A 26,817-nucleotide genomic window follows, 5' to 3' on the forward strand; every position below is an offset into this window, starting at 1 on the left:
GTGTACGTTCTGTCGAAGGACGAAGGCGGCCGTCACACGCCGTTCTTCAACAACTACCGTCCGCAGTTCTACTTCCGCACGACCGACGTCACGGGCGCGATCGAGCTGCCGAAGGACAAGGAAATGGTCATGCCGGGCGACAACGTGTCGATCACGGTCAAGCTGATCAACCCGATCGCGATGGAAGAAGGCCTGCGCTTCGCCATCCGTGAAGGCGGCCGCACCGTGGGCTCGGGCGTCGTGGCCAAGATCCTCGACATCTGATTCGAAGCAGCGAAGGAATCACCATGGCTACCAAGCAAAAAATCCGCATCCGCCTGAAGGCGTTCGACTACAAGCTGATCGACCAGTCGGCAGCCGAGATCGTCGACACCGCCAAGCGCACCGGCGCGATCGTCAAGGGCCCGGTGCCCCTGCCGACCCGCATGAAGCGTTTCGACATCCTGCGTTCGCCGCACGTCAACAAGACCAGCCGCGACCAGTTCGAGATCCGCACGCACCAGCGCCTGATGGACATCGTCGACCCGACCGACAAGACCGTGGACGCGCTGATGAAGCTCGACCTGCCGGCCGGCGTCGACGTCGAGATCAAGCTGCAGTAAATACCTGCTGTTGCTCTTTTGTGAAGCCCGCCTACAGAAATGTAGGCGGGCTTTGTTTATTCTGGCTTCTCTGTGGCATCCTCGGAAAAATCTGCAACTTGCGCAGAAAACGCTCATCAGAGGCGAGGTAATTTCTCAGAGAGGTGCGGAATGCAGGTGAAGTGGGTTTGGCGAAGCGTGGCGGTGGCGGGCGTGGTGGTGCTCGCGGCCTGCGGTGGAGGTGGTGGTGGTGGTGGCGGCGGCGGCGGCTTCGCCGCATTGCCGGGGGCCGCCGGGGGCATTGCGGGTGCCGGCACCGTCAGTCTGAGCGGTACCGCGACCTACGTCTCAGTCCCGAATCCCGTCGGCGGACTGGTCTATGCGGCCGCCGCACCGAAGCCGATTCGTGGCGCCAGCGTCGAGATCGTCGACAGCGTGTCGAACGTCGTTGCGACGACGGCCACCGACGCCAATGGCGCCTACGCGGTGTCGGTCCCCTCGAGCACCCAGGTCCTGGTGCGGATCAAGGCCCAGATGGTGCAGGCCGGCGGCGGCGCGAGCTGGGATGTCTCCGTCCGCGACAACACCCAGTCCGACGCCCTCTATGCGATCGAGACGCCATCGTTTTCCAGCGGCGTCGCGGCCGCCACCCGGGACGTCCAGGCGCCGTCGGGTTGGGACGGCACGCACTACGCCTCGACCCGGGCCGCCGCGCCGTTCGCGGTGCTCGACGCCGTCTACGCCGCCCAGGCGAAGATGCTGTCGGTCGCGCCCGCCACCGCCTTCCCGCCTTTGCGCGTCTTCTGGAGCCCCAACAACGTTCCGGCCAGCGGCAATCCTGCGCTCGGGCAGATCGGGACCACCTCCTTCTCGACCAGCAGCGCCGGGCGCGCCATCTACGTGCTCGGCAAGGAGAACGTCGACACCGACGAATACGACGAATCGGTGATCGCCCATGAATGGGGGCACTACTACCAGTCGGCCTTCAGCCGCGACGATTCGCCGGGCGGCAGCCATGGCTTGAACGACCGCCTGGACCGCCGCGTGGCCTTTTCGGAGGGCTGGGGAAATGCCTGGTCGGGCATCGCGCTGGCACGCCGCAACTACACGGATTCGGTCGGCGCATCGCAAGGGCCGGGCACCAACATTGATCTCAGTTCGGGCGCCGCCGCCACTCCCGGCTGGTACCGCGAGGCCTCGGTGCATTCGATCCTCTGGCGCCTGAACAGCCAGGTCGGCTTCAAGCCGATCAACGACACCCTGACCGCCGCCGCCTTCAAGAACGGCGTGGCGGTGACCTCCATCCATCCTTTCGCCGCCGCCTTCTACGCCGTGGCGCCTTCCAGCGCCTCGGCCTTGTCCAGCCTGCTGGTCTCGGAGCAGATCAGCGCCGCTGCTGGCGATCCTTTCGGCGCCCAGGAAACCAACACCGGCAGCGTGTCCGGCGCGCTGCCGATGTACAGCCAGGCCACAGTCCCCGGCAACACCACGGCCTGCGTGTCCAATACGGCGGGCGCCCCCAACAAGCTCGGCAACTACGTCTACCTGCGCTTCGCCATCCCCGGCGCGGGCGTCCGGACGATCACCGTCACCGGCCCGAGCACGGCCGACCCGGATTTCGCGGTCTACAGCGGCCGGCTGATCGACGAAAGCATCGGTTTCGGCAGCAGCGAGAGCAAGGCTGTCAGCCTGCCTGCGGGCGACAACGTTCTGGTGATCAACGACTTCAACAACTCCTCGGCATCGACATGTTTCAACGTCAGCATCCAGTGAGAATCGGGGCCGCCCTGGCCTGCGCCCTGGCGCTGGCCGCGCCCCTGGCAGCCGAAGCCGGCGGCGGACCGATGACGACCGCGCCGATGAAGGCCAATGGGGCCGGTGTGGTGGTCCAGTACCGCGTCGACGGCACGCCGCAGGCCGGCCAGGCGGTGGCGGTGCAATTGAGCTTCGACGGCATCGTCGATCCGGCCGGCGCCACGGTCCAGCTCGCGACCGAAGGCGRCCTGTCGCTGGTGGGCTACGAGACGACCCGCAGCCTGCCGGCGGGGCAGGCTGCCACCTGGACCGTGGAGGTGGTGCCGGCCGCGACGGGCATCGGCTATCTGAACGTCTTCACCACGCAATTCGGCGCCACCAGCGCCACGTCGGTCGCGGTCCCGGTCGGCAAGCCGACCTCCGTGGCCCCGGCCGGCGGCGCCCTCAAGCGCTCCGCCGACGGCGACAAGATCCTGCCGATGCAGGTCAAGTAGCCCTCCCGGGCTTCGCTGAAGCGCTCGCTTGCGCCTTTGGGCGCTTGCGGGCTATAATCTTCGGCTCTGCCTAACTTGCGCCTTCCTGGGAATCCAGGGATTGCGGTCAGGCGGGAACTTTAACAACCCTCGTTCGTGGGCCCTCGAGCGCGAAGGCGTGAAAACGCAAGCGCATGAAGGGGTCCAACGCTGTCGCCAATTGAAGTGGCAGCGGCGGGCGAGGACTTCCATTTTTGGAGAAAACAAATGAGTCTGAGCAACTCCCTCGGGTTGCTGGGCCGCAAGGTGGGGATGATGCGTCTCTTCACCGATGACGGGGACGCAGTTCCTGTCACGGTGGTGGATGTGTCCAACAACCGCGTGACCCAGATCAAAACCCAAGAGACCGATGGCTACGTCGCACTGCAAGTGACGTTCGGTTCGCGCAAAGCATCGCGCGTGACCAAGCCGGCCGCCGGCCACCTCGCCAAGGCGGGTGTCGAAGCCGGTGAAATCATCCAGGAATTCCGCGTGACCGCCGATACGGCCGGTCAGCACAAGGCGGGTGGCGTCATTGCCGCAGGCAGCGTGTTCGCGGTGGGCCAGAAGGTCGACGTGCAAGGCACCTCGATCGGCAAGGGCTACGCTGGCACCATCAAGCGCCACAACATGAGCTCGCAGCGCGCGTCGCACGGCAACAGCCGTTCGCACAACGTGCCCGGCTCCATTGGTATGGCGCAGGATCCCGGCCGCGTGTTCCCCGGCAAGCGCATGACGGGCCACCTCGGCGACGTCACCGTGACGACCCAGAACCTCGACGTGATCCGCATCGACGAAGCCCGTCAATTGCTCCTGATCAAGGGCGCGATCCCCGGCTCGAAGGGTGGCTTCGTCACCGTGCGTCCGGCCGTCAAGGCCAAGCCGCAAGCCGCTGAAGGAGCCAAGTAATGGAACTCGAACTCCTGAACGAACAAGGCCAGGCCGCGTCGAAGTACGACGCCCCCGAAACCGTGTTTGGCCGTGACTACAACGAAGACCTGGTCCACCAGATCGTCGTCGCATTCCAGGCCAATGCCCGCCAAGGCACGCGCGCCCAGAAGGACCGCGAACAGGTCAAGCACTCGACCAAGAAGCCTTTCAAGCAAAAGGGAACGGGCCGCGCCCGTGCCGGTATGACGTCCTCGCCGCTGTGGCGTGGGGGTGGCCGCATCTTCCCGAACATGCCTGACGAAAACTTCTCGCAGAAGATCAACAAGAAGATGTACCGCGCCGGCATGGCGTCGATCTTCTCGCAGCTCGCTCGCGAAGGCCGTCTGGCCGTGGTCGATTCGTTGACCGTCGATTCGCCCAAGACCAAGGCGCTGGCCGCCAAGTTCAAGGCGATGAACCTCGAGTCCGTGCTCGTGATCGCCGAAGAAGTCGACGAGAACCTGTACCTGGCCTCGCGCAATCTCGTCAACGTGCTCGTGGTCGAACCGCGCTACGCCGATCCGGTGTCGCTGGTCCACTACAAGAAGGTGCTGGTCACCAAGGGTGCCGTCGACAAGCTCAAGGAGATGTTCGCATGAGCCGCATGAACCCTACGCCCAAGCAGCGTCAGTTCGACGAAGGTCGCCTGATGAACGTGCTGGTCGCCCCGGTCGTGTCCGAAAAGGCCACGATGGTCGGCGAGAAGTCCAATGCCGTCACCTTCAAGGTGCTGCAAGACGCCACCAAGCCAGAGATCAAGGCCGCTGTTGAACTGATGTTCAAGGTCGAAGTCCAGGGCGTGTCGGTGCTCAATACCAAGGGCAAGTCCAAGCGCTTCGGCAAGTCGATGGGTCGTCGCGACAACGTTCGCAAGGCCTATGTCACGCTGAAGGCTGGTCAAGAGCTCAACCTCGTCGGGGAAGGCGCTTAATCATGGCCGTCATCAAGATGAAACCCACTTCGCCGGGCCAACGCGGCGCGGTGAAGATTTCGCGGGATCACCTGTACAAGGGTGCCCCCCACGCTGCGCTGCTGGAACCGCAATTCCAGAAGGCCGGCCGCAACAACAACGGTCACATCACGACCCGTCACAAGGGTGGTGGCCACAAGCACCACTACCGCGTGGTGGACTTCGTGCGCAACAAGGACGGCATCCCGGCCAAGGTCGAACGCATCGAGTACGACCCGAACCGCACCGCCCACATCGCGCTGGTGTGCTACGCCGACGGCGAACGCCGCTACATCATCGCCCCGCGCGGTCTTGAAGCCGGCGCCACGCTGCTGAGCGGTTCGGAAGCCCCGATCCGCGCCGGCAACACGCTGCCGATCCGCAACATCCCGGTCGGCTCGACCATCCACTGCATCGAACTGCAACCCGGCAAGGGCGCGCAGATCGCTCGCTCGGCGGGCACGTCCGCCACGCTGCTGGCCCGCGAAGGCGTCTACGCCCAGGTCCGCATGCGCTCGGGTGAAGTGCGCCGCGTGCACGTCGAGTGCCGCGCCACCATCGGTGAAGTCGCCAACGAAGAACACAGCCTGCGCCAGCTCGGCAAGGCCGGTGTGAAGCGCTGGATGGGTATCCGCCCGACCGTTCGCGGCGTGGTGATGAACCCGGTCGACCACCCGCACGGTGGCGGCGAAGGCAAGACCGGCGAAGGCCGTCATCCTGTCGACCCATGGGGCAATCTGACCAAGGGTTATCGCACCCGTAACAACAAGCGCACGCAAGTCTTCATCGTGTCGCGTCGCAAGAAGTAAGGGTTAGCAAATGACTCGCTCTCTCAAAAAGGGTCCGTTCGTCGACCACCACCTCGTGGCCAAGGCCGACAAGGCCGTGACGACCAAGGACAAGAAGCCGATCAAGACCTGGTCGCGTCGCTCGATGGTCCTGCCCGAGTTCATCGGCCTGACCATTGCCGTGCACAACGGCAAGCAGCACGTGCCCGTGTACATCACCGACCAGATGGTCGGCCACAAGCTCGGCGAATTTGCGCTCACGCGCACGTTCAAGGGGCACCCCGCGGACAAGAAAGTCCAGAAGAAGTAAGGAACGACCATGTCTGAAACACGTGCAGTCCTCCGCGGCGTCCGCCTCTCGGTCGACAAGGGCCGTCTGGTCGCTGACCTGATCCGCGGCAAGAAGGTCGATCAAGCGCTCAACGTTCTGCAGTTCACGCAGAAGAAGGCCGCTGTGATCATCAAGAAGGTGCTCGAGTCGGCGATCGCCAACGCCGAGCACAACGACGGTGCCGACATCGACGAACTGAAGGTCAAGACCATCTACGTCGAGCAAGGCGCCACGCTCAAGCGCTTCACCGCGCGCGCCAAGGGTCGCGGCAATCGCATCAGCAAGCCCACGTGCCATGTGTACGTGACGGTTGGCAATTAAGGCTGGAAGAAATATGGGACAGAAAATCCACCCCACCGGCTTCCGCCTCGCGGTCAGCCGTAACTGGTCCAGCCGCTGGTACGCAAGCAACAAAGACTTCGCCGGCATGCTGGCCGAAGACATCAAGGTGCGCGAGTACCTGAAGAAGAAGCTCAAGAACGCATCCGTTTCGCGCGTGCTGATCGAGCGTCCCGCCAAGAACGCCCGCATCACGATCTACTCGGCACGTCCGGGCGTCGTGATCGGCAAGAAGGGCGAAGACATCGAGAACCTCAAGCGTGAACTCGGCCGCCAGCTCGGCGTGCCGGTCGCGGTCAACATCGAGGAAGTGCGCAAGCCCGAAATCGATGCCCAGCTGATCGCCGACAGCATCACGCAGCAACTCGAGAAGCGGATCATGTTCCGCCGTGCCATGAAGCGCGCCATGCAAAACGCCATGCGTCTGGGTGCCCTCGGCATCAAGATCATGTCGTCGGGCCGCCTGAACGGCATCGAAATCGCGCGTTGCGAGTGGTACCGCGAAGGTCGCGTGCCGCTTCACACGCTGCGCGCCGACATCGACTACGGCACCTCGGAAGCCAAGACCACCTACGGCGTCATCGGCGTCAAGGTCTGGGTCTACAAGGGCGACACGCTGGGTCGCAACGACCTGCCGGCCGTCGAAACGCCGCGTCCTGATGACGAGCGCCGCCCCCGCGGTCCGCGTCGCGATGGCCGCCCGGGTGGCGACCGTCCGGGTTCGGACCGTCGTGGTCCTGGCCCGCGCGCCGGTGCCCGTGGCCCGATCGGCGGCAACGTCGCTCCGGCCGATGGCAGCGACAAGCCCGCAGAAGCCACTGGTGGAGCTCCGGCTGCACCGGGTGCAGACTCGAAACCCGCCGTTAAGCGCGTACGCAAAGCCGCGCCAGCTGCAGCAGCTGACGGTGCCAAGACCGAGTGATCGGTCTTAGAACTACGGAGTAACAAAAATGCTGCAACCTGCACGCAGAAAGTTCCGCAAGGAACAAAAGGGCCGCAACACCGGCATCGCGACGCGCGGCAACGCAGTCTCGTTCGGTGACTTCGGCCTGAAGTCGATCGACCGCGGCCGCCTGACGGCCCGCCAGATCGAAGCCGCACGTCGCGCGATCTCGCGCCACGTCAAGCGCGGTGGCCGCATCTGGATTCGTGTGTTCCCCGACAAGCCGATCTCCCACAAGCCCGCTGAAGTGCGGATGGGTAACGGCAAGGGCAACCCCGAGTACTACGTCGCCGAAATCCAGCCTGGCAAGGTGATCTACGAGATCGTCGGCGTGCCCGAAGAACTCGCCCGCGAGGCCTTCCGTCTGGCCGCTGCCAAACTGCCGCTGCGCACGACTTTCGTCGCACGCCAGCTCGGCGCCTGATCGAGGAGAACACCCCATGGCAACACGTAAGAAGAAGGAAGTCGCGGCCCCGGCCAAGACTTCGAAGGCTGCAGTGCTGCGCGACAAGGACGTCGCCGGCCTGCAAACCGAAATCAAGGACCTGCAGAAGGCCCATTTCGGCCTGCGCATGCAGAAGGCCACGCAACAGCTGTCGAACACCTCGACCCTGCGCGTGACCCGCCGCGACATCGCGCGCGCCAAGACCATTCTTGCGCAGAAGCAGCAAGAAGCCCAAGCCGCCAAGTAAGGAGTGAACATGACGGAAGCTAAAAAATCCCTCAAGCGCACCTTGATCGGCAAGGTGGTCAGCGACAAGCGCCAGAAGACCGTGACCGTGCTGGTCGAGCGTCGTGTCAAGCACGAGCTCTACGGCAAGATCGTGGCCAAGACCAGCAAGTACCACGCCCATGACGAAAAGGGCGAGTACAAGCTCGGCGATACCATCGAGATCACCGAAAGCCGGCCGATCTCGAAGTCGAAGAACTGGGTCGTGACCCGCCTGGTGCAGAAGGCCGTTCTGGTCTGAATGTAGACCCCACGCTCCCCACTGCGTGTGGTTCGCTGCCCCCCGAGGGGGCCGCAGGCCGCCTTGGGAGCGGCCCGGCGCCGGCCTGATCACCGCGGCGCACGCCCGAACCGAAAGCGGCCCACAATGTGGGCCGTTTTTCTTTTTCTGGAGCACACACATGATCAAAGTCGGCGATTCCCTTCCTTCGGCCACCCTGCAGGAATATTCGGAGGTGGAAGGCGAGGGCTGCAGCATCGGACCGAACCCGGTCGACGTCACCAAGGCCGCCGCGGGCAAGACCATCGCACTGTTTGCACTGCCCGGCGCCTTCACGCCGACCTGCTCGGCCAAGCATGTGCCGGGCTACGTGCAGCACTACGACGACTTCAAGGCCGCCGGCGTCGACGAGATCTGGTGCGTGAGCGTCAACGATGCCTTCGTGATGGGCGCCTGGGCGCGCGACCAGAACACCGGCACCAAGGTCCGCATGCTGGCCGATGGCAGCGCCGCCTTCGCCACCGCCACCGGCCTGACGCTCGACCTGAGCGCGCGCGGCATGGGCGTGCGCAGCAACCGCTATTCGATGCTCGTGAAGGACGGCAAGGTCGCGACGCTCAACGTCGAAGGCCCTGGCAAGTTCGAGGTCAGCGACGCCGACACACTCCTGGCGCAAGCCAAGGGCTGAACCCGTATTCACGGGGAACACCGCGGAACCGGCTTTGCCGGGCCGCTGGTGTTGCCCCCGGTCGGGGGGTGGGCGGGCTACACGAAGTGAGCCCAACCTGGGGGCGAGCTAAAGATCCGCCTTGAGGTAGTGCGACCCCGCAATGGGGTTGTGATAGTAGGGCGGCACTTCCGCAAAGCCCAGGTCCTCGTAGAGGGCCCGGGCTGACTCCATGTCGTCCAGGGTGTCCAGCAGCACGCAGGCATAGCCGGCACCGCGGGCGCCATCCAGGATGGCCTCGGCCAGTTGGCGGCCCAAGCCGACGCCCCGGAACTGCGGCCGCACATAGAGGCGCTTCATCTCGGCCGCGTTCGGGTAGTCGGCCGTATCCAGCGGGCGCAGCGCGCAGCAGCCGGCGACATGCGCGAGCCGGCCCTCGCCGCGCGACAGCGGCGCGGCATCGACCGGGACTGCGACCTCGCCGACGTCGACCAGCGCCAGCAGCAGGGCGCCCCGCGGCTCTGCGTACTCGCCCGGCAGGCCGACCAGTTCCTGTTCGAAGTTCTGGAAGCCGAGATCGATGCCCAGCGAATCGGCATAGTCGCGGAAGATCGCCCGCACCGCGTCGAGTTCGTGCGGCTCGTCCGGCGTGATCATGACGATCTCCGGCGTGTCGGCCAGCGGCAGCGGACGTGACAAGGAGTGGCTCATGGTCGCAGCGATGCGATCCAGCTCGCGAATGCGGCACAGACCGCGAACACCGCCATCGCGAGCAGGCGCGAGGCGGCGTCGTCACGGCTCGGCGGTACGCTGCCGCCAAGCAGCCGCTTGTCCCCGGTGATCATCGGCCTCAGCAGCGGTTGCCGACGGACCAGCACATAAAACAGCACGGCCAGCACGTGCAGGCTGACCAGCACGATCACGATCCATTTGCCCAGCACCGCGTGCCAGTGCGTCGCCGCACCGACGATGCCGCCGGAGACGAAGCGGGCGAGCGGGCCTGAACTCGAGATCTCGTCGTCCGAAAAGAGGCCGGTCGCAACTTGGACCGCGAGCAGCAGGAGCAGCGCGAACACCGACAGCGCGCCAAGCGGCGAGTGGCCGACCAGATGGTCGGGAGGGGCTTGTCCGCGCAGGTAGTCGGCCACCGAGCGCGGCGCATAGAGAAAGGCCGCGAAGCGCGACCAGCGGCCGCCGACGAAGCCCCAGACCGCCCTGAACAGCAGCAGCGCCAACAGCGTGTAGCCGATCCGGAAGTGCCATTCCATCGCGCCGCCGAATCCGGTCGCGATCTGGGCGACGACCGCCGTCGCGAGCAGCCAATGGAAGACGCGGGTCGGGAGATCCCAGACGCGGGTTTCCGAGGGCGCATCGTTCAGACCCGCGCATGGCGTGTGGGACTGGAAGGAGGCGGTCATCGATAGCGGTGGACGGAGCGGCGGAAGCCGCAGATTAGCAAACTTCCAGGCTGCCGCGCCCTGCGGGTTGTCTCTAGTCGTATGCGGGCGCAAATTCATACACTCGCCCAGGCGGCATTTCCCGCGGCTTCCCAGAAAGAACCAAGAATGAAACGATTGCCCCTGTTCGCCCTTGCGGGCGCCGCTTTCGCCCTGGCGCTTCCGGCCGCGGCTCAGTTCGCCAAGCCCGAGGATGCGATCAAGTACCGGCAGAGCGCGATGTTCGTGCAGAACCAGCACATTGGGCGCATTGCCGCCATGGCGAGCGGTCGTGCGCCCTTCGACCAGGCCGCCGCGGTCGCCAACGCGGATGTGCTCACGGTGATCACGAAGCTGCCCTGGGCCGCTTTCGGACCCGGCACCGCGGGTGGCAATGCCAAGCCCGACATCTGGAAGGAGCAGGCGAAGTTCAAGGAACTCAACGAGCGCTTGATGGCCGATACGGAAAAACTCGCGGCGGCGGCCAAGACCGGCAATCTGGATGCGCTGAAGGCCGCTGTGGCGAACGTCGGCGAAACCTGCAAAACCTGCCACGACACCTTCCGGAAGAAGTGACTCGGGCCGGGCCGCGCCGGCCGGGGGTCAGGCTTCCGCCAGCAGTTTCTCGATCAGCTGGTGCAGTTCGGCGAAGTCGGGCTCGCCGACGTAGCGCTTGACAATCTCGCCGCGCTTGTTGACGACGTAGGTGGTGGGCGTCAGCTGCACGTCGCCCCAGGCCTTGGCAACGGCGCCGGTGTTGTCGATCGCCACCTTGAACGGCAGCTTGCGGGTTTCGGCGAAATTGACCACGTAGCTGGGCGGGTCGTAGCTCATGGCCACGGCCAGCGTGTCGTAGCCGCGCGCCTGGTACTTGTCGTAGGTGGCGATGACCTTGGGCATCTCGCCGACGCAGGTCACACAGCTGGTGGCCCAGAAATTGACCAGCGTGACCTTGCCCTTGAGGTCCTCGGTGCTCTTCTTGCTGCCGTCGAGCAGCACGAAGGTGGAGGCCGGTGCCGCCGACACCCCGGTATTCAGGTACACGCCGACACCCACGGCCAGGGCGAGCGCGACAGCGGCGGCGTAGATGACTTTTTTCATGGGCAAGGGATGGAGCGGTCGGGGGAATTTTAGTTCCGATCGGGCGGCGGTTCGATAATCGGGTTTCCGATGGCCCCAATGACCCGTTCCCGCTTCGCCGCGCCCGCCTTGGCCCTTGCCAGCGCGCTCGCCGGCTGCAGCCCGACCTTCAATTGGCGCGAGGTGCCGATCGGGAACGAGGGCGTCGTCGCGCTGCTGCCCTGCAAGCCGGACCGGGCGACGCGCGCGCTGCCGCTCGGCGTCGACGCGGTCACGGTCGACATGGCGGGTTGCGAGACCGGAGGCGCCACCTTCGCGGTGGCCCACGCCGTCGCCGGCAGCCCGGCCCAGGCCGAAGGCTGGATCCGCGCCTGGCGCGCGGCGACGCGAAGCCAGCTGGCCGGCGCCCCGACGACCGAAACCGCGGCCGTGCTGCCGCGCGCGGCCAATGCGCCCGCGCCGGTGCGGCTCGACACGCCGGAGGCCGAGGGCGGCGCTTCCGCCAAGCCGCTGCATGTGCTCTGGTTCGCCCAGCAGCGACCGGACGGCGTCGCGCTCTACCAGGCGACCGTGATCGGCAAGCCGTCCTCGGCCGACGCGCTCCCCACCTTCTTCGAAGGCTTGCGCGTTCCATGAGCCGCCGGGCCGCCCCAAGGCGAATACCGCAGTGCGAAGCACGGAGGTTGCCTGATGAGCCGCCGGGCCGCCCCAAGGCGAATACCGCAGTGCGAAGCACGGAGGTTGCCTGATGAGCCGCCGGGCCGCCCCAAGGCGAATACCGCAGTGCGAAGCAGGTTGCCTGATGCGCCCGCCCCCGCATAATCGACAGGCCGCCCTTCGATCCGAATGAACAGCATCTTCATCATCGCCCACTCTCCGCTCGCGCAGGCGCTGCGGCAGTGCGCGCTGCATGTCTTTCCCGACTGTGAGACGTCGATCGTCGCGCTCGACGTGCTGCCCAACGTGTCGCCGGACGAAACCCTCGCTGCCGCCCGCATCATGCTGGCCCAGTTGCAGCTCGCGCCGCGCTCGCAGGTGCTGGTGCTGGCCGACGTGTTCGGCGCCACGCCCTGCAACGTGGCGCAGAAACTCGTCGACGGCGTCCGGTCGCGGCTGGTGGCGGGCGTCAATCTGCCGATGCTGCTGCGCGCGGTGAGCTACCGCAACGAAGCGCTCGACACGCTGGTGCAGCGAGCCGTTACCGGTGGCACCGCGGGCGTGATGCAGGTGGCAGTGGCGGCTCCGCAGAATCAGGCAAGAAGAAAGCACAGTGACCAAGACATCCGTGACCATCAGCAATAAGCTGGGGCTGCATGCACGCGCCTCGGCCAAACTCACCAAGATCGCCGGCAGCTATCCGTGCGAGGTCTGGCTCTCGCGCGGCGACCGCCGCGTCAACGCCAAGAGCATCATGGGCGTGATGATGCTGGCCGCGGGGTTGGGTGTCACGGTCGAGATCGAGACCCTCGGCGAGGGCGAGCAGGACGCGCTCGATGAGATCGTCGCCTTGATGAACGACAAGTTCGGCGAGGGCGAGTGATGGCTCTCCCCCAGGTCGGCTCACTGCGTGTAGCCTCCCACCTCCTCGCCGGGGGCAACACCAGCGGCCCGGCAAAGCCGGTTCCCCGGTGTTTCACCAGCAGAGCTCGCGCTTCGCGCTGGCTCTTGGGATGACGGGGGCGCCATGACTTTCGTCGTCCACGGCCTTCCCGTTGCTCGCGGCATCGCCATCGGGCGGGCGGTGCTGGTGGTCTCGAGCCGCATCGACGTCGCCCACTATTTCATCAAGCCGGAGCAGATCGAGACCGAGATCGACCGCGTGCGCATGGCGCGCAACGCGGTGGCCGAGGAACTGCAGAAGCTGCAGGCGAGCGTCGCGCTGATGGGGCCCAACGACGCGCCGCACGAGCTCTCGGCGCTGCTCGAGGTGCACCAGATGCTGCTGCAGGACGAGGTGCTCACGGGCGGCGTCAAGCACTGGATCGTCGAGCGGCTTTACAACGCCGAATGGGCGCTGACCACCCAGCTCGAGGTGGTGGCGCGCCAGTTCGACGAGATGGAGGACGAATACTTGCGCGAGCGAAAGGCCGACCTCGAGCAGGTGGTCGAGCGGCTGTTGCACCGCATGAAGGGCACGGCCGCGGTGCTCGCGCCGACGCCGCCGCGGCGCAAGCGCACCGCCGACGAAGACGACCACCACGACCTGATCGCCGGCGACGCCTTCGACGCGCCGCTGGTGCTGATCGCGCACGACCTGTCGCCGGCCGACATGCTGCAATTCAAGAAGAGCGTGTTCGCCGGCTTCGTGACCGATGTCGGCGGCCGCACCTCGCACACCGCGATCGTCGCGCGCAGCATGGACATCCCGGCCGTGGTCGGCGCCCGCAGCGCCAGCCAGCTGGTGCGGCAGGACGACTGGGTCATCATCGACGGCGATACCGGCGTGATGATCGTCGACCCCTCGCCGATCATCCTGGCCGAGTACGGCTTCAAGCAGCGCCAGGGCGACCTCGAGCGCGGACGCCTGTCCCGGCTGCGCCACAAGCCGGCCGTGACGCTCGACGGCCAGCGGGTCGACCTGCTGGCCAACATCGAGATGCCCGAGGACACGCTCGGTGCGGTCAAGGCCGGCGCGGTGGGCGTCGGCCTGTTCCGCAGCGAGTTCCTGTTCATGGGGCGCGAGGCGCACAACCTCACGCGGCTGCCCGACGAGGAGGAGCAGTACCAGGCCTATCGGCGCGCGCTCGATGGCATGAAGGGCATGCCGGTCACGATCCGCACCATCGACGTCGGCGCCGACAAGCCGCTGGACGGCAAGTCCCAGCGCGAGGATTTCCACCTGAACCCGGCGCTGGGGCTGCGCGCGATCCGCTGGAGCCTGGCCGACCCGGCGATGTTCCTGACCCAGCTGCGCGCCATCCTGCGGGCCGCGGCGCATGGCGAGATCCACCTGCTGATCCCGATGCTGGCGCATGTCAGCGAGATCCACCAGACGCTGTCGCTGCTCGACTTCGCACGCACCGAGCTCGACAACCGCGGCGCGGTGTACGGCAAGGTGAAGCTTGGCGCGATGATCGAGATCCCGGCCGCGGCACTGACGCTCAAGACCTTCCTGAAGCACTTCGACTTCCTGTCGATCGGCACCAACGACCTGATCCAGTACACGCTGGCGATCGACCGTGCCGACGAGTCGGTGGCCCACCTGTACGACCCGGCCCATCCGGCGGTGCTGCGGCTGGTGGCCGAAACCATCGCCGAATGCCGGCGCCAGGGCAAGGGCGTCAGCGTCTGCGGCGAGATGGCCGGCGACGTGACGTTCACGCGGCTGCTGCTGGGCCTGGGGCTGCGCAGTTTCTCGATGCATCCGTCGCAGATCCTGGCGGTCAAGCAGGAGGTGCTGCGGGCCGACACCAGCAAGCTCGAGAGCTGGGCGCAGGAGGTGCTGGAGTCGGAGAATCCAGCGGCTGCGCTGGTGCGCACCTGAGGCCGGCGCCGGGCCGCGCCCGCAATAAAACGAAACACAGCGAAACCGCGGCGAAAGGACTTCGGCGCGTCCAGCGCCGAGCATCGAGTCTTCCGGATCATCCCGATCCCCTCTGAAGGAAGACTCTCATGAAACGCTGGTTCAAACGCTCTCTTTTCGGAATCGCCGGTGCTGCGCTGCTGGCCGGCAGCCTGGCCGGATGCGCCGGCCATCGCCATGGCTGGAGCGGCTCCGAGCAGGACCGCGCCGAGTTCCGCGCCAAGATGGTCGAGCGCGTGGGCAGCAAGCTCGAGCTGGACGCCGCGCAGAAGCAGAAGCTGGTGGTGCTGGCCGAGAAGCTGCAGGCGCAGCGTGCGGCGCTGCGCGGCGGCGGCGACCCGCGGGCCGAGTTCCGCAGCCTGTTCGCCGGGGCCAAGCTCGACCAGGAGCGGGCGAAGAAGCTGGTCGACGACAAGACGGCCGCGGTGCAGGCGGGCAGCCCGGAGGTCATTGCCGCCGCGGCCGACTTCTTCGACAACCTGAACCCGGCGCAACAGCAGAAGGTGCGTGACTTCATGGAACGCGGCGGCCGCCGCTGGGGCCGCGGATGACGGCGCCGCCCGTCGGCGTTCGCACCATGCTGCGGCTCGAGGGGCTGGCCGTGGCGGCGGCGGCGGTGGCGGCCTACGCCGCGCTCGGCGCCGGCTGGGGCGCCTTCGCGCTGCTGTTCCTCGTGCCCGACCTGTCGCTGCTGGGCTTCCTCGTCGGACCCCGGGCCGGCGCGGCGGCCTACAACGCGGCGCATTCGTACCTGGGGCCGTTCGCCGTGCTTGCTGCCGGTGCGCTGGGCGATTGGCCGGTGGCCCTGGCTGCAGGCCTGATCTGGTGCGCCCACATCGGCTTCGACCGCCTGCTGGGTTTCGGGCTGCACGACGCCAGCGGCTTCGGTGCCACCCACCTGGGACGGATCGGCCGCGCCGATCCGTGGTGAAGCCGCCGCTGCCGGTGGCGCCCGAATGCACAATCGCCGCATGCCCCGCATCCTGCTGATCGATGACGACGAGCACCTGGGCGCGCCGCTGGCGAGCTACTTCGCGCGTTTCGACCTCCAGCTCGACTGCGCGAGCCGGCCGAGCGAAGGCCTGGCCAGGCTGCGCGCCGAGCGCTACGACGCCGCGATCCTCGACGTCATGCTGCCCGAGATGGACGGCTTCGCGCTGTGCCGCGAGATCCGCAAGGAGAGCGACATCCCGATCGTGATGCTGACTGCCCGCGGCGACGTGATGGACCGGGTGGTCGGCCTCGAGCTCGGTGCCGACGACTACCTGCCCAAGCCCTTCGAGCCGCGCGAACTGGTGGCGCGGGTGCAGACCATCCTGCGCCGGCAGCGTGCCGTGCAGCCGCCGTCCGTCCCGGCACAGCAGCGGATCTTCGAAGGCCTGTCGATCGATCTCGACAAGCGCGAGGTGCTGCGCCACGGCGAGCGCATCGAACTGACCGGCACCGAGTTCGAGCTGCTGGCGCTGCTGGCCGACCAGCCCGGCCGCGTCTGGAGCCGCGACGACATCCTGAACCGCTTGCGCGGCCATGAGGCCGAGCTCTACACGCGGGCGGTCGACATCGTCGTCAGCCGGCTGCGCAGGAAGCTGGAACCGCTGGACTGCATCAAGACGCTGCGCAATGCCGGCTATGCCCTGGCGGTGGGCCGGAGCGCCCCGCCGTGAGGCCCGCCGGCCCGGGTCGCTCCCGCCGCTGGCGCCACAGCCTGCGCCATTCGCTCAGGGTGCGCCTGATCGGGGTCTTCGTGCTGCTGGCGCTGGCGATGACGGCGGTGTTCCTCGGCGGCATGCAGCGCGCTTTCTCCACCGGCTGGCGCGACGCCGCGCGGCCGCTGGTGGCCGACTACATGGACCGGATCGTCACCGAGCTCGGCACCCCGCCCGACGTGGCGCGGGCCCGGGCGCTGGTCGAGCGGCTGCCGATCTCGATCCGCATCGAGGGGCCGAGTGTCGAATGGGACTCGCATCCCGACCGCGGCAGGCACGGCTTCGGCCTGCGCAACAGCGAGGGGTTCAGCCGCGTCACGGCGGACGGCCATCGCGTGAGCTTCGGCATCGGCACCTTGCCCTGGCAGCGCGAACCCCAGGGCATCGGCTGGATCACGCTGGCGCTGCTGCTGGCCCTGACCGCGCTGGCCTACGCCTATGTGCGCAAGCTGCTGCGGCCGCTCGACGACATTCGCGCCGGGGCCGAGCGCTTCGGCCGCGGCGCCTTCGACACGCCGATCCCGCTGCGCCGGCGCGACGAACTCGGCGACCTCGCGCAGCGCATCAACACGATGGCGCACGACATCCAGGGCATGCTCGATGCCAAGCGGGGCCTGCTGCTGGCGCTGAGCCACGAGCTGCGTTCGCCGCTGACCCGGGCCCGGCTCAATGCCGAGCTGCTGCCGGCCACGCCCGAGGGCGCGGCCGAGCGCGCCGCGCTGCTGCGCGACCTGGCCGAGATGCGCGACCTGATCAGCGACCTGCTCGAGAGCGAGCGCTTGTCGAGCCCGCATGCGGCGCTGCAGCGCGAACCGGTCGATCTCGCGGCACTGGTGCGCGAGGTGGCGGGGGAGCATCCCGAGGGGGCGCGCGTCGTCCTGGACCTGGCCGAGGACCTGCCGGTCCTGGCGCTCGATCGGTCGCGGCTGCGGCTGCTGGTGCGCAACCTGCTCGACAACGCGCTGCGCCATGGCGCCGGCGCGGCGCAGCCGCCGCGGGTCGCTGTTCGACGCGGCGGCCAGGATGTGGAACTGGAAGTGCGCGACTTCGGCCCCGGTGTCGATCCGGCCCAGCTCGCGCACCTGACCGAGCCCTTCTACCGCACCGATGGCGCGCGCCAGCGCAGCACCGGCGGGGTCGGCCTCGGCATGTACCTGTGCCGGCTGGTGGCCGAGGCGCACGGCGGCACGCTGGCGGTGCGCAATGCCGAGCCCGGGCTGGCGGTCAGCGTCGCGCTGCCTGCCGCCTGAAGTCGCTCGGGCTGCCGCCTGTGTGTTCGCGGAACACCCGGCTGAAATGCGAGAGGTTGCTGAAGCCCGAGGCCAGCGCGATGTCGGTGATCGGGCGGGCCGCGTTCGCCGGGTCCAGCAGCTCGCGGATGCTGCAGGCCAGCCGCTGCTGGAGGATGTAGCCGGTCAGCGTGTCGTCGTCGCCGGCGAAGGCATTGTGCAGGTGGCGCTTGCTGCAGCGCAGGGCCTGGGCGATGCCGTCGATCGACAGCGACGGGTCGCGCAGGTGCTGCGCCACGTGCTGGCGGATGCGGTCTTTCAGTGCTTCGCGCTGGGTCCGCGGCGTCTCCTGGCCGGCCAGTTCCATCAGCGACAGCCGCACCAGCTGGATGATGAGTTCGCCGGCGCCGCGTGCCGCCGCCTCGCTCATGTGGGGCAGCTCCTGGTAGGTGTTGCGCATGGTCTCGAGCGCCACCCGCGAGATCCCGCTGCCGCCGCCGATGCGGCGCGCCACCAGGTCGGCCAGCGCAAGCCCCGGCGCCGCGAGCTGCGCCTTGGGCAGCATCACGATCAGGTGGTCGCTGCGCTCGGGGTTGGCCACGGCGTAGTCGGTCGTGGTGTCGTAGAGCGTCCAGCCGCCGGCGCGCACCGCCGCCGCGCGGCCGCGCTGGGCGACCTCGGCCGAGCCCTGCCACGGGGCCACGATCTTCAGGTAGGCGGCCTCGCTCCCGCGCGCCATCTGCGGTGTGCGCAGCACCCGGTGCCGATTGGCTTCCAGCCGCGTGAGGATCACGTCGCCGGCATGCGAGGCCGCGATGTGCCCGTCGAACTCGCTGTCGCCGTAGAGGTCCGAATCGAGCCCGCCGAAATGGCGCCACACCCACTCGCGCCAGACCGGCGCGCGCTCGCGCGGCGGGACTTCATCGGTGGAAAGAACCATGGACAGGGTCATAGGGCTTGCTTGGAAGTCTGCGTCTATTTTCCAGCCCGCAGCCGTGGCTGCAGCTTGCGGGTTAACCACTAGCGGCGTGCGCGCTGCGACAAGCGCTTTGTGCGCAGCGGGCACAGCGGGCCGCCCGGCCGCTTCCTACGATGGCGGGACCGGACGCAGCTCGACGCCCGGAAGGAGACCGCATGCCATACCTCGCCAATCGCCGCCGCTGGATCCAGGGCACCGCCACCGCGCTCGGCGCCGCCGCCGTCGCGCCCCGCCTGTGGGCGCAGGGCGCACCGGTGCGCATCGGCTATGCCATCGCCCGCACCGGCCCGTGGGCCGCCGGCGCCCAGGTCAGCCAGGAGCCCAACTACCTGCTGTGGGCCGAGCAGGTCAACGCTGCCGGCGGGCTCGCGGTCAAGGGGGCCAAGCGGCCGATCGAGCTGCTCGGCTACGACGACCGCAGCGAGACCGAGACCTGCGTGCGCACCTTCGAGAAGCTGATGGGCAGCGACAAGGTCGACCTGATCCTGCCGCCCTGGGGCTCGGGCGCCAACTTCGCGGTGGCACCGCTCGCCAATCGCTTCGGCTACCCGCTGCTGGCGCCGACCGCGCTGTCGCGCAAGCTGATCGACATGCACCTGCCGTACTTCTTCTCGCTGCTGCAGCAGCCGGACAAGATGATGGGCGCGCTGGTCGACATGATGGTCGCCAACGGCGTGAAGACCATCGCGATCGTCTACATGGACGACCTGTTCGGGCTGGAGAACTTCGCCGCGCTCAACAACGCGCTCAAGAAGACCTCGATCCAGGTGGTCGACCGCAAGAGCTATCCGCTCGGCGTCAAGGACCTGGCGCCGGTGCTGCGCACCATGAAGGACCTGAACCCCGACGCCTTCATCGGCATCACCTACCCGCCGGACACCCTGCTCGCGAGCCGGCAGGCGCGCGAGGTCGGCTTCAACCCGAAGTACTTCTACGCCTCGGTCGGCACCGCCTTCCAGCTCTACAAGAACGTGATGGCAGGCAACGCCGAGGGCGTGATCGGCATGGGCTCGTGGAACGCCAACACCAGCCCCGAGGCCCGCGCCTACTTCGAGGCCCACAGCAAGAAGTTCGGCAAGGAGCCGGACCGCTGGGCCAGCGGCCATGCCTGGGCCGGGCTCGAGATCCTGCAGCAGTCTACGGCCAAGGTCGGGCTCGACCGCAAGGCGCTGCGCGACCACATCGCCAAGAGTGAGTTCAAGACCATCCTCGGGCCTGTCCGCTTCGACGGCAGCGAGAACGCGTCCATCCCCGGCACCGTCGCCCAATGGCAGAACGGCGAGTTCGAGGTGGTCTGGCCCAAGGACCGCGCCACCGCGCAGCTGAAGCCGAAGCCGGCATGGAAGTAGCGTGTCGCTGAGCGGATGGGCCGAGCTGCTGGCCGGCGGCTTGATCACCGGCGGCATCTATGCACTGGTGGCGATCGGACTGAACCTGCAGTACGGCCTGATGCGCATCATGAACATCTCGCACGGCGAGTTCCTGATGCTCGGCGCCTTCCTGACCTGGTGGGCGCACACGGCCCTGGGCATCTCGCCGCTGCTGTTCCTGCCGGTGGCCTTCGTGCTGCTGATGGTGATCGGCGTCGCGGTGCACTGGCTGTGCTTCCGGCAGGTGGCGGCGCGGGCGCCGAACGTCGAGGTGTTCGAGGCGCGCAGCCTGATGGTCGGCTTCGGCCTGATGTTCTTCGTGCAGAACACGGCGCTCCTGATCTGGGGCGGCGACCTGCGCGGCTACGCGTATCTCGCCGAGCCGGTGCAGCTCGGCGAGATGCGCTTCACCGCCAACAAGCTGCTGCTGTTCGGCGTTGCGCTGGCGCTCAGCCTGGCGCTGATCGCGCTGCTCAGGCTCACGCTGCTGGGCAAGGCGGTGCGGGCGTTGATGCAGTCGCCGGTCGGCGCGCAGCTGGTGGGCATCAACACCCGGCGGCTGCATCCGCTGATGTTCGGCATCGGCCTCGGCCTGTCGGGCGTCGCCGGCGCGCTGCTGTCGATGAGCTACGAGATCTCGCCCTCGATGGGCGAGCCCTACACCGTGACCGCGCTGATCGTCATCACGCTCGGCGGCTTCGGCAGCATCGCCGGCAGCCTGGTCGGCGGCCTGCTGCTGGGCGTGGTCGAGGCGCTGGGCATGCACTTCAGCAGCCCCTCGCTCAAGATGCTGCTCTCGTATGCGGTCTTCATCGGCGTGCTGATCTGGCGCCCCAACGGATTGTTCTCGCGATGAAGAAGTTCCTCGCCGACAAGCCCTGGCTGCTGCTGGGCATCGGGATCGTGCTGGCGGCCTGGGTGCCCTGGATCGCCTCCGACTTCCTCGCGTCGGTGGCGCTCAGCTGCCTGATGTACATCGCGCTGGCGACCAGCTGGTCGTTGTTCTGTGGCGCGACCCGCTACCTGTCGCTCGCGACCTCGGCCTTCTTCGGGCTCGGCGCCTATGCGAGCGCCACGCTGCTCGAGGTGCTGCCCTGGCCGCTGGTGATCCTCTGCGGCGCGGCGATCGCGAGCGCAGTGGCCGTGCTGATGGGCGCGGCCGTGCTGCACCTGCGCGGCACCTACTTCGCGGTGCTGACCTTCGGCATGACCGAGCTGATCCGGCATGCCGTGACCTTCGTCGAGAAGCAGGTGTCGGGCACCGTGGGCCGCGTGCTCGCGGTGGTGCCGTCGAACGAAACGGTCTATCTCACGGTGCTCGCGATCGCCGGCGCCGCGATCGCCACCGCGATCCTCGTCAAGCGCAGCCGCTTCGGCCTCGCGCTCGCGGGCATTGGCGCCGACGAGCAGCGCGCGCAGACGCTGGGGGTCGACACGCGGCGGATGAAGATCGCGGGCTTCGCGCTGACGGCCGCCTTTGCCGGCGCGGTCGGCGCGGCGATGGCGGTGCGCTGGACCTACATCGAGCCGGCCGCGGTGTTCAGCCCTTTTATCGGCTTCCAGACCGTGCTGATCGCATTGATCGGCGGCGCCGCGAGCATCGGCGGACCGGTGGTCGCGGCCATCGTCTTCAGCCTGCTGGCCGAGACGCTGCGGCTGCAGCTGCCCTACGGCTACATGATGGTGCTGGGCCTGCTGCTGATCCTCTGCGTCATGTACCTGCCCAACGGGCTGGCGTCGCTGTGGCAGCGCAAGGCCACGGCGCGGAGGCGAGAGCCATGACTGAAGCGCACATGCCTTTGCTGGAGGCGCGCGACCYCACGGTGCGCTTCGGCGGCCTGATCGCGGTCGATGCGGTCGATGCCCGCTTTCGCGAGGGCGAGCTGGTCGGCATCATCGGGCCCAACGGCGCCGGCAAGACCACCTTCTTCAACGCGATCTCGGGCGTGATCGCACCGACTTCCGGCCGGTTGCTGGTGCAGGGCGGCATCGACCTCACGGGCCGCGGACCGCATCACTACGCGGCGCACGGCATCGCGCGGACCTTCCAGACGCCGCGCGTGATGGCCGACATGACCCTCGCCGACAACGTGCGCTTCGGCATGCAGTTCGCGGGGCGGCATCGGACGCCGGTCGCCGGCCTGCGCACCGAGGGTGACATCCTTGCGATGCTCGGTCTCTCGAACCTGGCCGATCGGCTGGCTGCCGACGTCACGCCGTCGCAGCAGCGCCTGCTGGAGATCGGCATGGCACTCGGCACCCGGCCGCGCGTATTGCTGCTCGACGAAGTCGCGGCGGGCCTGACCGAAGCCGAGGTCGACGCCATGGCGCGTCGCATCCGCGCGTTGCGCGACGACCATGGACTCACGGTGGTCTGGATCGAGCATGCGGTGACCACGCTCCTGAAGTATGTCGGGCGCGTGCTGGTGCTGCACCAGGGCCGCAAGATCGCCGACGGTACGCCGGCCGAGGTGGTGCGCAATGCGGAGGTGGTCGAGGCTTACCTGGGCGACGAGATGGAGGAGGCCGGATGAGTTCGAGCACATTGACGGTGCGGGGCCTCGCGGCCGGCTACCACGGCTTCCAGGTGCTGCAGGGCCTCGATCTCGACGTGCTGCCCGGAATCACCGTGGTGCTGGGGCCTAACGGCGCCGGCAAGACCACGCTGCTCAAGGCGCTCGCCGGGCTGCTGCCGCGCGCCGGCGAGGCCACGCTCGACGGCGTCGCGCTGCCCTCGGGCGAGGCCACGGCCTGCGTGCGCCAGGGGCTGGCGCTGGTGGCCGAGGGCCGGCAGCTCTTTGCGCAGATGACCGTCACCGAGAACCTCGAGCTCGGCGGCTGGCTCACGCCCGCGCGGCTGCGCAGCGAGCGCCTGGCTCGGGCCTTCGACGACTTCCCGCGTCTCAGGGAGCGCGCCACGCAGCTGGCCGGCACCATGAGCGGCGGCGAGCAGCAGATGGTCGCGGTCGCGCGCGCCATGATGAGCGGACCGCGCCTGCTGATGCTCGACGAACCGTCCCTCGGCCTGGCGCCGCGCATGGTCGACGAACTGCTGGCCATCGCGCGCCGCATCGCGGCCCAGGGCGTGACCGTGCTGATGGTCGAGCAGAACGTGCGCAAGGCGCTGCAGGCCGCCGACCGCGGCTATGTGCTGGAGCGCGGCCGCATCGTGGCCGCCGGCGAGGCCCGCGTGCTGCTCGATTCCGACGCGATCCGTCGAGCCTATCTCGGCGTCGCCTGACGCCTCCCAACTTTTCTTCGAGGACCTTTCGCATGACCACCATTTCCATGCTCATCGGCGGCGAGCGCTGCCAGGCCGCGAACGGCGCCAGCTTCGAGCGCCGCAACCCGCTGGACGGCAGCGTCGCCACCCGCGCGCCGGCCGCCACCCCGGCCGAGGCCATTGCCGCGGTCGAAGCCGCGCAGCGCGCCTTCGCCACCTGGTCGCAGACCGGGCCGGGCGAACGCCGCGCATTGCTGCAGAAGGCCGCGCACGCGCTCGAGGCGCGCAGCGAGGCCTTCGTGCAGGCAATGGCGCGCGAGACCGGGGCGTCGGCGATGTGGGCCGGCTTCAACGTCCATCTGGCGGCCGGCATCCTGACGGAAGCGGCGGCACTGACCACGCAGATCGGCGGCGAGCTGATCCCCTCGGACGTGCCGGGCAGCCTGGCGATGGGCGTGCGGCAGGCGGCCGGCGTGGTGCTCGGCATCGCGCCCTGGAACGCGCCCGTGATCCTCGCCACGCGCGCCATCGCGACCCCGCTGGCCTGCGGCAACACGGTGGTGCTCAAGGGCTCGGAACTGTGCCCCGAAACGCATGCGCTGATCGTCGAGGCGCTCAACGACGCCGGCCTRCCGCCCGGCGTGGTCAACTTCGTCACCAACGCGCCGGCCGATGCGGGCGCCGTGGTCGAGGCGATGGTCGCGCATCCGGCGGTGCGCCGCGTCAACTTCACGGGCTCGACGCGGGTCGGCCGCCTGATCGCGCAGACCTGCGCCAGGTACCTCAAGCCGGTGGTGCTGGAACTCGGCGGCAAGGCGCCGCTGGTGGTGCTGGACGACGCCGACGTCGATGCCGCGGTGAGTGCCGCCGCCTTCGGCGCCTTCGCCAACTCGGGCCAGATCTGCATGTCGACCGAACGCATCGTGGTCGACACGGCGATCGCCGATGAATTCGTCTCGAAGTTCGCGGCCAAGGCGGCGAGCCTGCCGGTCGGCGATCCGCGCCAGGGCCCGGTGGTGCTCGGCTCGGTGGTCGACATGGCCACGGTGGAGCGCTGCAACGCGCTGATCGACGATGCGCTCGCCAAGGGCGCGCGCCTGCTTTGCGGTGGCCGCGCCGACAGCACGTTGATGGGCGCCACGGTGCTCGACCATGTCACGCCCGCGATGCGGATCTATCGCGAGGAGTCCTTCGGCCCGGTCAAGGCGGTGGTGCGCGTCAGCGGCGTCGAGGAGGCCATCGCCACCGCCAACGACAACGAGTTCGGCCTTTCGTCCGCGGTGTTCGGCCGCGACATCGCGCGAGCCTGGAACGTCGCGCGGCGCATCGAGGCCGGCATCTGCCACGTCAACGGCCCCACCGTGCACGACGAGGCCCAGATGCCCTTCGGCGGCGTCAAGGATTCGGGCTACGGCCGCTTCGGCGGCAAGGCGGGTGTCGAGGCCTTCACCGAGTTGCGCTGGATCACGCTGCAGACCGCGCCGCGCCACTATCCGTTCTGAGCGACGCGGGTGCTGTCGCCTGCGCTACCGGCTGGCGGGCGGGCCGGGGCTACGATGCGCTTGCATCAGACACCCAAGGAGACACGCGCATGACGAGCCCTCTCACCAACCGCCAGGTCCGCCTCGCCAAACGGCCCGAAGGCGCGGCCACGCGCGACAACTGGCAATTCACGACCGAGCCGGTGGCGGAGCCCGCCGATGGCGGCGTGCTGGTCAAGACCCTGTCGCTCTCGCTCGACCCCGCCATGCGCGGCTGGATGAACGAGGGCAAGAGCTACATCGCGCCGGTCGAGATCGGCGCCGTGATGCGCGCCGGCGGCGTCGGGCGCGTGGCCGCCTCGCGCAACCCGGCCTTCGCGGTCGGCGACACGGTCTACGGCACGCTGGGCGTGCAGGAATACGCGCTGATCCCGCAGGAAGAGATCAAGCGCAACGGCCTTGCGAAGATCGACCTCCGAGCCGGCACCATCGGCCAGTGGCTCAACGTGCTGGGCATGCCCGGCATGACCGGCTACTTCGGGCTGATGGACGTCGGCCAGCCAAAGCCCGGCGAGACCGTGGTGGTCTCGGGGGCGGCCGGCGCGGTCGGCCAGACCGTGGGCCAGCTGGCAAAGATCAAGGGCTGCCGCGTGGTCGGCATCGCGGGCGGCGCCGCCAAGTGCGACTGGGTGGTGAAGGAGCTGGGCTTCGACGCCTGCATCGACTACAAGGCCGGACCTTCGGCGGTGCGCGAGGGCCTGAAGGCCCATTGCCCGAAGGGCGTCGACATCTACTTCGACAACGTCGGCGGCGACATCCTCGACACCGTGCTCGCGAAGCTKGCGCGCGGCGCCCGCATCATCATCTGCGGCGCCATCAGCCAGTACAACAACACGACGCCGGTGCAGGGCCCGAAGAACTACCTGAGCCTGCTGGTGAACCGGGCCCGCATGCAGGGCATCGTGGTGTTCGACTACGCCGACCGCTACGGCGAAGCGGTGGCCGAGTTGTCGGGCTACCTGAAGGACGGCCGCATGAAGAGCCGCGAGGATGTGGTCGAGGGCATCGACACCTTCCCCGAGGCGCTCGCGCGGCTCTTTACCGGCGAGAACTTCGGCAAGCTGGTGCTCAAGGTCAGCGACTGAACGGGCCCCGACGGGCCGGCCTGGCCCTAGCGGGCCCGGGTGCCCAGCACCGCCGCCGAGATGATCAGCACCGCCGCCAGCGCGATGCTCCAGCTCAGCGGCCGTCCGGTGACGATCAACAGCAGGGCGGTCGAGGCCAGCGGCGTGATGTAGCTCAGGATGCCGATCTGCCGCGCGTCGCCGCGTTTCAGCGCCAGGTCCCAGAAGAAGAAAGCGGCGCCCAGCGGGCCGAGTCCGCAGAGCGCGACCAGCAGCCAGTCGCGCGCGTCGAGCGCCACCGAAGGCTCGAGCAGCGCATGGCACGCCAGTGACAGCGCGCCCGACACCAAACCGAACAGGCCGATCGCGCTGGTCGGGAAGGCCGGCACGCGTTGCGTCCACAGCGAGTAGCTGGCCCAGATGAAGGCCGAGCCCAGCGCCGGCAGGAAGCCCCAGTAGCTGCCGCCGGATGCACCGGCGCCGCCGCGCGCACCGAGGATCGCGACCGCCGCACCCGCGAAACCCGACAGGGCCGCCACCACGTGCAGCGGCCGCAGCCACATGCCGGGCAGCAGCACCGGCGCCAGCACCACCATGAACAGCGGCCAGAGGTAGTTGACCAGGTTGGCCTCCACCGGCGGTGCCAGGCGCAGCGCGATGAAGAGCAGGAAGTGGAAGCCGAACAGGCCGTAGATGCCCAGCAGCAGCGTGCGCGCCGGCACCGACCAGGCGCGGCGGTCGCGCAGCACCAGCGGCCAGCTGATCACGCTGCCGATGATCAGCGCCAGCCCGGTCAGCAGGAAAGGCGGCAGGTGCGCGAGCGAGGCGCCGAGCGAGGCGAGGGTGGCCCAGAGGGCGATGGCGGCAAGGGCGTTGAGCGTCGAGGACATGGCCGCCGAGCTTAAGCCGGGCGGTCGTCGC

The 26,817-nt window shown here is 68.2% G+C and carries 36 protein-coding genes; 31 read left to right on the forward strand and 5 right to left on the reverse strand.

All coding sequences use genetic code 11. The features are described from left to right. From AC1D2E_RS05245 to AC1D2E_RS05315, 15 genes are all read left to right on the forward strand, one after another. Positions 1–264, forward strand: a 264-nt coding sequence (locus tag AC1D2E_RS05245) for an EF-Tu C-terminal domain-related protein (protein WP_478196435.1), incomplete at its 5' end; no start/stop codon positions are given. A 23-nt stretch (positions 265–287) separates the two neighbouring features. Further along, entirely contained in the window at positions 288–602 is a 315-nt protein-coding gene (rpsJ, locus tag AC1D2E_RS05250; RefSeq protein ID WP_028250951.1) for a 30S ribosomal protein S10, read from the forward strand. Positions 603–752: 150 nt separating this feature from the next. Then, on the forward strand, positions 753–2,354 hold the full coding sequence (locus AC1D2E_RS05255; protein ID WP_478196436.1) for a hypothetical protein: 1,602 nt from the start codon (positions 753–755) through the stop codon (positions 2,352–2,354). Further along, positions 2,351–2,830 carry a hypothetical protein gene (locus AC1D2E_RS05260; protein WP_478196437.1) on the forward strand — a complete coding sequence of 160 codons (480 nt, stop codon included), beginning with the start codon at positions 2,351–2,353 and terminating at the stop codon, positions 2,828–2,830. The genes AC1D2E_RS05255 and AC1D2E_RS05260 overlap by 4 nt, the downstream gene beginning before the upstream one ends. Before the next feature lie 246 nt (positions 2,831–3,076). Then, positions 3,077–3,757, forward strand: coding sequence for a 50S ribosomal protein L3 (rplC, locus tag AC1D2E_RS05265; RefSeq protein WP_286506353.1), 681 nt, complete (start codon positions 3,077–3,079; stop codon positions 3,755–3,757). Beyond that, a complete protein-coding gene (gene rplD / locus AC1D2E_RS05270; RefSeq protein ID WP_286370946.1) occupies positions 3,757–4,377 on the forward strand; it encodes a 50S ribosomal protein L4 in 621 nt (206 codons plus the stop codon). Before rplC ends, rplD begins: the two co-directional genes overlap by 1 nt. A 5-nt stretch (positions 4,378–4,382) precedes the next feature. Continuing rightward, entirely contained in the window at positions 4,383–4,709 is a 327-nt protein-coding gene (rplW, locus tag AC1D2E_RS05275; protein WP_478091358.1) for a 50S ribosomal protein L23, read from the forward strand. Between the two features lie 2 nt (positions 4,710–4,711). Next, positions 4,712–5,536 carry a 50S ribosomal protein L2 gene (gene rplB / locus AC1D2E_RS05280; RefSeq protein ID WP_028250945.1) on the forward strand — a complete coding sequence of 275 codons (825 nt, stop codon included), beginning with the start codon at positions 4,712–4,714 and terminating at the stop codon, positions 5,534–5,536. 10 nt (positions 5,537–5,546) lie between these two features. Continuing rightward, on the forward strand, positions 5,547–5,825 hold the full coding sequence (gene rpsS / locus AC1D2E_RS05285) for a 30S ribosomal protein S19 (RefSeq protein WP_007838132.1): 279 nt from the start codon (positions 5,547–5,549) through the stop codon (positions 5,823–5,825). A gap of 9 nt (positions 5,826–5,834) precedes the next feature. Then, positions 5,835–6,167: a 50S ribosomal protein L22 gene (gene rplV / locus AC1D2E_RS05290; protein WP_007838134.1), complete on the forward strand. Its 333-nt coding sequence runs from the start codon at positions 5,835–5,837 to the stop codon at positions 6,165–6,167. A gap of 13 nt (positions 6,168–6,180) precedes the next feature. Beyond that, complete coding sequence (rpsC, locus tag AC1D2E_RS05295) at positions 6,181–7,107, forward strand: 30S ribosomal protein S3 (RefSeq protein ID WP_478196438.1); 927 nt, start codon at positions 6,181–6,183, stop codon at positions 7,105–7,107. A gap of 28 nt (positions 7,108–7,135) precedes the next feature. After that, positions 7,136–7,552, forward strand: coding sequence for a 50S ribosomal protein L16 (gene rplP / locus AC1D2E_RS05300; protein WP_028250943.1), 417 nt, complete (start codon positions 7,136–7,138; stop codon positions 7,550–7,552). A 16-nt stretch (positions 7,553–7,568) separates the two neighbouring features. After that, entirely contained in the window at positions 7,569–7,820 is a 252-nt protein-coding gene (gene rpmC / locus AC1D2E_RS05305) for a 50S ribosomal protein L29 (RefSeq protein WP_478196439.1), read from the forward strand. Between the two features lie 9 nt (positions 7,821–7,829). Beyond that, positions 7,830–8,099, forward strand: coding sequence for a 30S ribosomal protein S17 (gene rpsQ, locus AC1D2E_RS05310; protein WP_286521867.1), 270 nt, complete (start codon positions 7,830–7,832; stop codon positions 8,097–8,099). A 160-nt stretch (positions 8,100–8,259) separates the two neighbouring features. Next, complete coding sequence (locus AC1D2E_RS05315) at positions 8,260–8,766, forward strand: redoxin family protein (RefSeq protein ID WP_478196440.1); 507 nt, start codon at positions 8,260–8,262, stop codon at positions 8,764–8,766. Positions 8,767–8,874: 108 nt separating this feature from the next. Here the strand turns inward: AC1D2E_RS05315 and AC1D2E_RS05320 are convergent, their stop codons facing one another. Together AC1D2E_RS05320 and AC1D2E_RS05325 are read right to left on the reverse strand one after the other, a co-directional pair. Next, on the reverse strand, positions 8,875–9,456 hold the full coding sequence (locus AC1D2E_RS05320; protein WP_478196441.1) for a GNAT family N-acetyltransferase: 582 nt from the start codon (positions 9,454–9,456) through the stop codon (positions 8,875–8,877). Further along, on the reverse strand, positions 9,453–10,163 hold the full coding sequence (locus tag AC1D2E_RS05325; RefSeq protein WP_478196442.1) for a cytochrome b/b6 domain-containing protein: 711 nt from the start codon (positions 10,161–10,163) through the stop codon (positions 9,453–9,455). Before AC1D2E_RS05325 ends, AC1D2E_RS05320 begins: the two co-directional genes overlap by 4 nt. A gap of 147 nt (positions 10,164–10,310) precedes the next feature. Here AC1D2E_RS05325 and AC1D2E_RS05330 point away from each other — a divergent pair, with 147 nt between their 5' ends. After that, positions 10,311–10,757 (forward strand): c-type cytochrome, encoded by a 447-nt coding sequence (locus AC1D2E_RS05330; RefSeq protein ID WP_478196443.1) that lies wholly within the window; start codon positions 10,311–10,313, stop codon positions 10,755–10,757. 27 nt (positions 10,758–10,784) lie between these two features. Here AC1D2E_RS05330 and AC1D2E_RS05335 read toward each other — a convergent pair whose 3' ends face one another. Further along, positions 10,785–11,282 (reverse strand): TlpA family protein disulfide reductase, encoded by a 498-nt coding sequence (locus AC1D2E_RS05335; protein ID WP_478196444.1) that lies wholly within the window; start codon positions 11,280–11,282, stop codon positions 10,785–10,787. A 78-nt stretch (positions 11,283–11,360) separates the two neighbouring features. Here AC1D2E_RS05335 and AC1D2E_RS05340 point away from each other — a divergent pair, with 78 nt between their 5' ends. From AC1D2E_RS05340 to AC1D2E_RS05375, 8 genes are all read left to right on the forward strand, one after another. Further along, positions 11,361–11,897 (forward strand): hypothetical protein, encoded by a 537-nt coding sequence (locus tag AC1D2E_RS05340; protein WP_478196445.1) that lies wholly within the window; start codon positions 11,361–11,363, stop codon positions 11,895–11,897. Between the two features lie 210 nt (positions 11,898–12,107). Then, on the forward strand, positions 12,108–12,563 hold the full coding sequence (locus AC1D2E_RS05345; protein ID WP_478178236.1) for a PTS sugar transporter subunit IIA: 456 nt from the start codon (positions 12,108–12,110) through the stop codon (positions 12,561–12,563). After that, complete coding sequence (locus AC1D2E_RS05350; RefSeq protein ID WP_478196446.1) at positions 12,532–12,801, forward strand: HPr family phosphocarrier protein; 270 nt, start codon at positions 12,532–12,534, stop codon at positions 12,799–12,801. The genes AC1D2E_RS05345 and AC1D2E_RS05350 overlap by 32 nt, the downstream gene beginning before the upstream one ends. A gap of 144 nt (positions 12,802–12,945) precedes the next feature. After that, positions 12,946–14,745, forward strand: coding sequence for a phosphoenolpyruvate--protein phosphotransferase (gene ptsP / locus AC1D2E_RS05355; protein WP_478196447.1), 1,800 nt, complete (start codon positions 12,946–12,948; stop codon positions 14,743–14,745). 128 nt (positions 14,746–14,873) lie between these two features. Then, positions 14,874–15,335: a Spy/CpxP family protein refolding chaperone gene (locus AC1D2E_RS05360; RefSeq protein WP_478175214.1), complete on the forward strand. Its 462-nt coding sequence runs from the start codon at positions 14,874–14,876 to the stop codon at positions 15,333–15,335. Beyond that, positions 15,332–15,715 carry a DUF4260 family protein gene (locus tag AC1D2E_RS05365; protein ID WP_478196448.1) on the forward strand — a complete coding sequence of 128 codons (384 nt, stop codon included), beginning with the start codon at positions 15,332–15,334 and terminating at the stop codon, positions 15,713–15,715. The genes AC1D2E_RS05360 and AC1D2E_RS05365 overlap by 4 nt, the downstream gene beginning before the upstream one ends. A 40-nt stretch (positions 15,716–15,755) precedes the next feature. Continuing rightward, positions 15,756–16,448: a response regulator transcription factor gene (locus AC1D2E_RS05370; protein WP_478175212.1), complete on the forward strand. Its 693-nt coding sequence runs from the start codon at positions 15,756–15,758 to the stop codon at positions 16,446–16,448. Next, on the forward strand, positions 16,445–17,740 hold the full coding sequence (locus tag AC1D2E_RS05375) for a HAMP domain-containing sensor histidine kinase (RefSeq protein WP_478196449.1): 1,296 nt from the start codon (positions 16,445–16,447) through the stop codon (positions 17,738–17,740). Before AC1D2E_RS05370 ends, AC1D2E_RS05375 begins: the two co-directional genes overlap by 4 nt. On the opposite strand, the gene AC1D2E_RS05380 is transcribed toward AC1D2E_RS05375, so the two are convergent. After that, complete coding sequence (locus tag AC1D2E_RS05380) at positions 17,715–18,671, reverse strand: AraC-like ligand-binding domain-containing protein (RefSeq protein ID WP_478196450.1); 957 nt, start codon at positions 18,669–18,671, stop codon at positions 17,715–17,717. The two genes, AC1D2E_RS05375 and AC1D2E_RS05380, sit on opposite strands and share 26 nt — an antisense overlap. A gap of 182 nt (positions 18,672–18,853) precedes the next feature. Between AC1D2E_RS05380 and AC1D2E_RS05385 the strand changes: the two genes are divergently transcribed. The 7 genes from AC1D2E_RS05385 (at position 18,854) to AC1D2E_RS05415 (ending at position 25,917) form a co-directional block, all read left to right on the forward strand. After that, the gene (locus tag AC1D2E_RS05385; protein ID WP_478196451.1) at positions 18,854–20,047 is read left to right on the forward strand and encodes an amino acid ABC transporter substrate-binding protein; all 1,194 of its coding nucleotides are present in this window, start codon (positions 18,854–18,856) and stop codon (positions 20,045–20,047) included. A 1-nt stretch (position 20,048) separates the two neighbouring features. Continuing rightward, the gene (locus AC1D2E_RS05390; RefSeq protein ID WP_478196452.1) at positions 20,049–20,924 is read left to right on the forward strand and encodes a branched-chain amino acid ABC transporter permease; all 876 of its coding nucleotides are present in this window, start codon (positions 20,049–20,051) and stop codon (positions 20,922–20,924) included. Continuing rightward, the gene (locus tag AC1D2E_RS05395) at positions 20,921–21,850 is read left to right on the forward strand and encodes a branched-chain amino acid ABC transporter permease (protein ID WP_478196453.1); all 930 of its coding nucleotides are present in this window, start codon (positions 20,921–20,923) and stop codon (positions 21,848–21,850) included. The genes AC1D2E_RS05390 and AC1D2E_RS05395 overlap by 4 nt, the downstream gene beginning before the upstream one ends. Next, on the forward strand, positions 21,847–22,602 hold the full coding sequence (locus AC1D2E_RS05400) for an ABC transporter ATP-binding protein (RefSeq protein ID WP_478196454.1): 756 nt from the start codon (positions 21,847–21,849) through the stop codon (positions 22,600–22,602). Before AC1D2E_RS05395 ends, AC1D2E_RS05400 begins: the two co-directional genes overlap by 4 nt. Beyond that, positions 22,599–23,309 (forward strand): ABC transporter ATP-binding protein, encoded by a 711-nt coding sequence (locus tag AC1D2E_RS05405; protein ID WP_478196455.1) that lies wholly within the window; start codon positions 22,599–22,601, stop codon positions 23,307–23,309. Before AC1D2E_RS05400 ends, AC1D2E_RS05405 begins: the two co-directional genes overlap by 4 nt. Before the next feature lie 32 nt (positions 23,310–23,341). Continuing rightward, positions 23,342–24,793, forward strand: coding sequence for an aldehyde dehydrogenase (locus AC1D2E_RS05410; protein WP_478196456.1), 1,452 nt, complete (start codon positions 23,342–23,344; stop codon positions 24,791–24,793). 89 nt (positions 24,794–24,882) lie between these two features. Next, the gene (locus tag AC1D2E_RS05415) at positions 24,883–25,917 is read left to right on the forward strand and encodes an NADP-dependent oxidoreductase (RefSeq protein WP_478196457.1); all 1,035 of its coding nucleotides are present in this window, start codon (positions 24,883–24,885) and stop codon (positions 25,915–25,917) included. A 26-nt stretch (positions 25,918–25,943) separates the two neighbouring features. Here AC1D2E_RS05415 and AC1D2E_RS05420 read toward each other — a convergent pair whose 3' ends face one another. Further along, positions 25,944–26,786 carry a DMT family transporter gene (locus tag AC1D2E_RS05420; RefSeq protein ID WP_478196458.1) on the reverse strand — a complete coding sequence of 281 codons (843 nt, stop codon included), beginning with the start codon at positions 26,784–26,786 and terminating at the stop codon, positions 25,944–25,946. Positions 26,787–26,817: the final 31 nt, after the last annotated feature.

This window comes from Variovorax sp. P1_H2, from assembly GCF_056405295.1.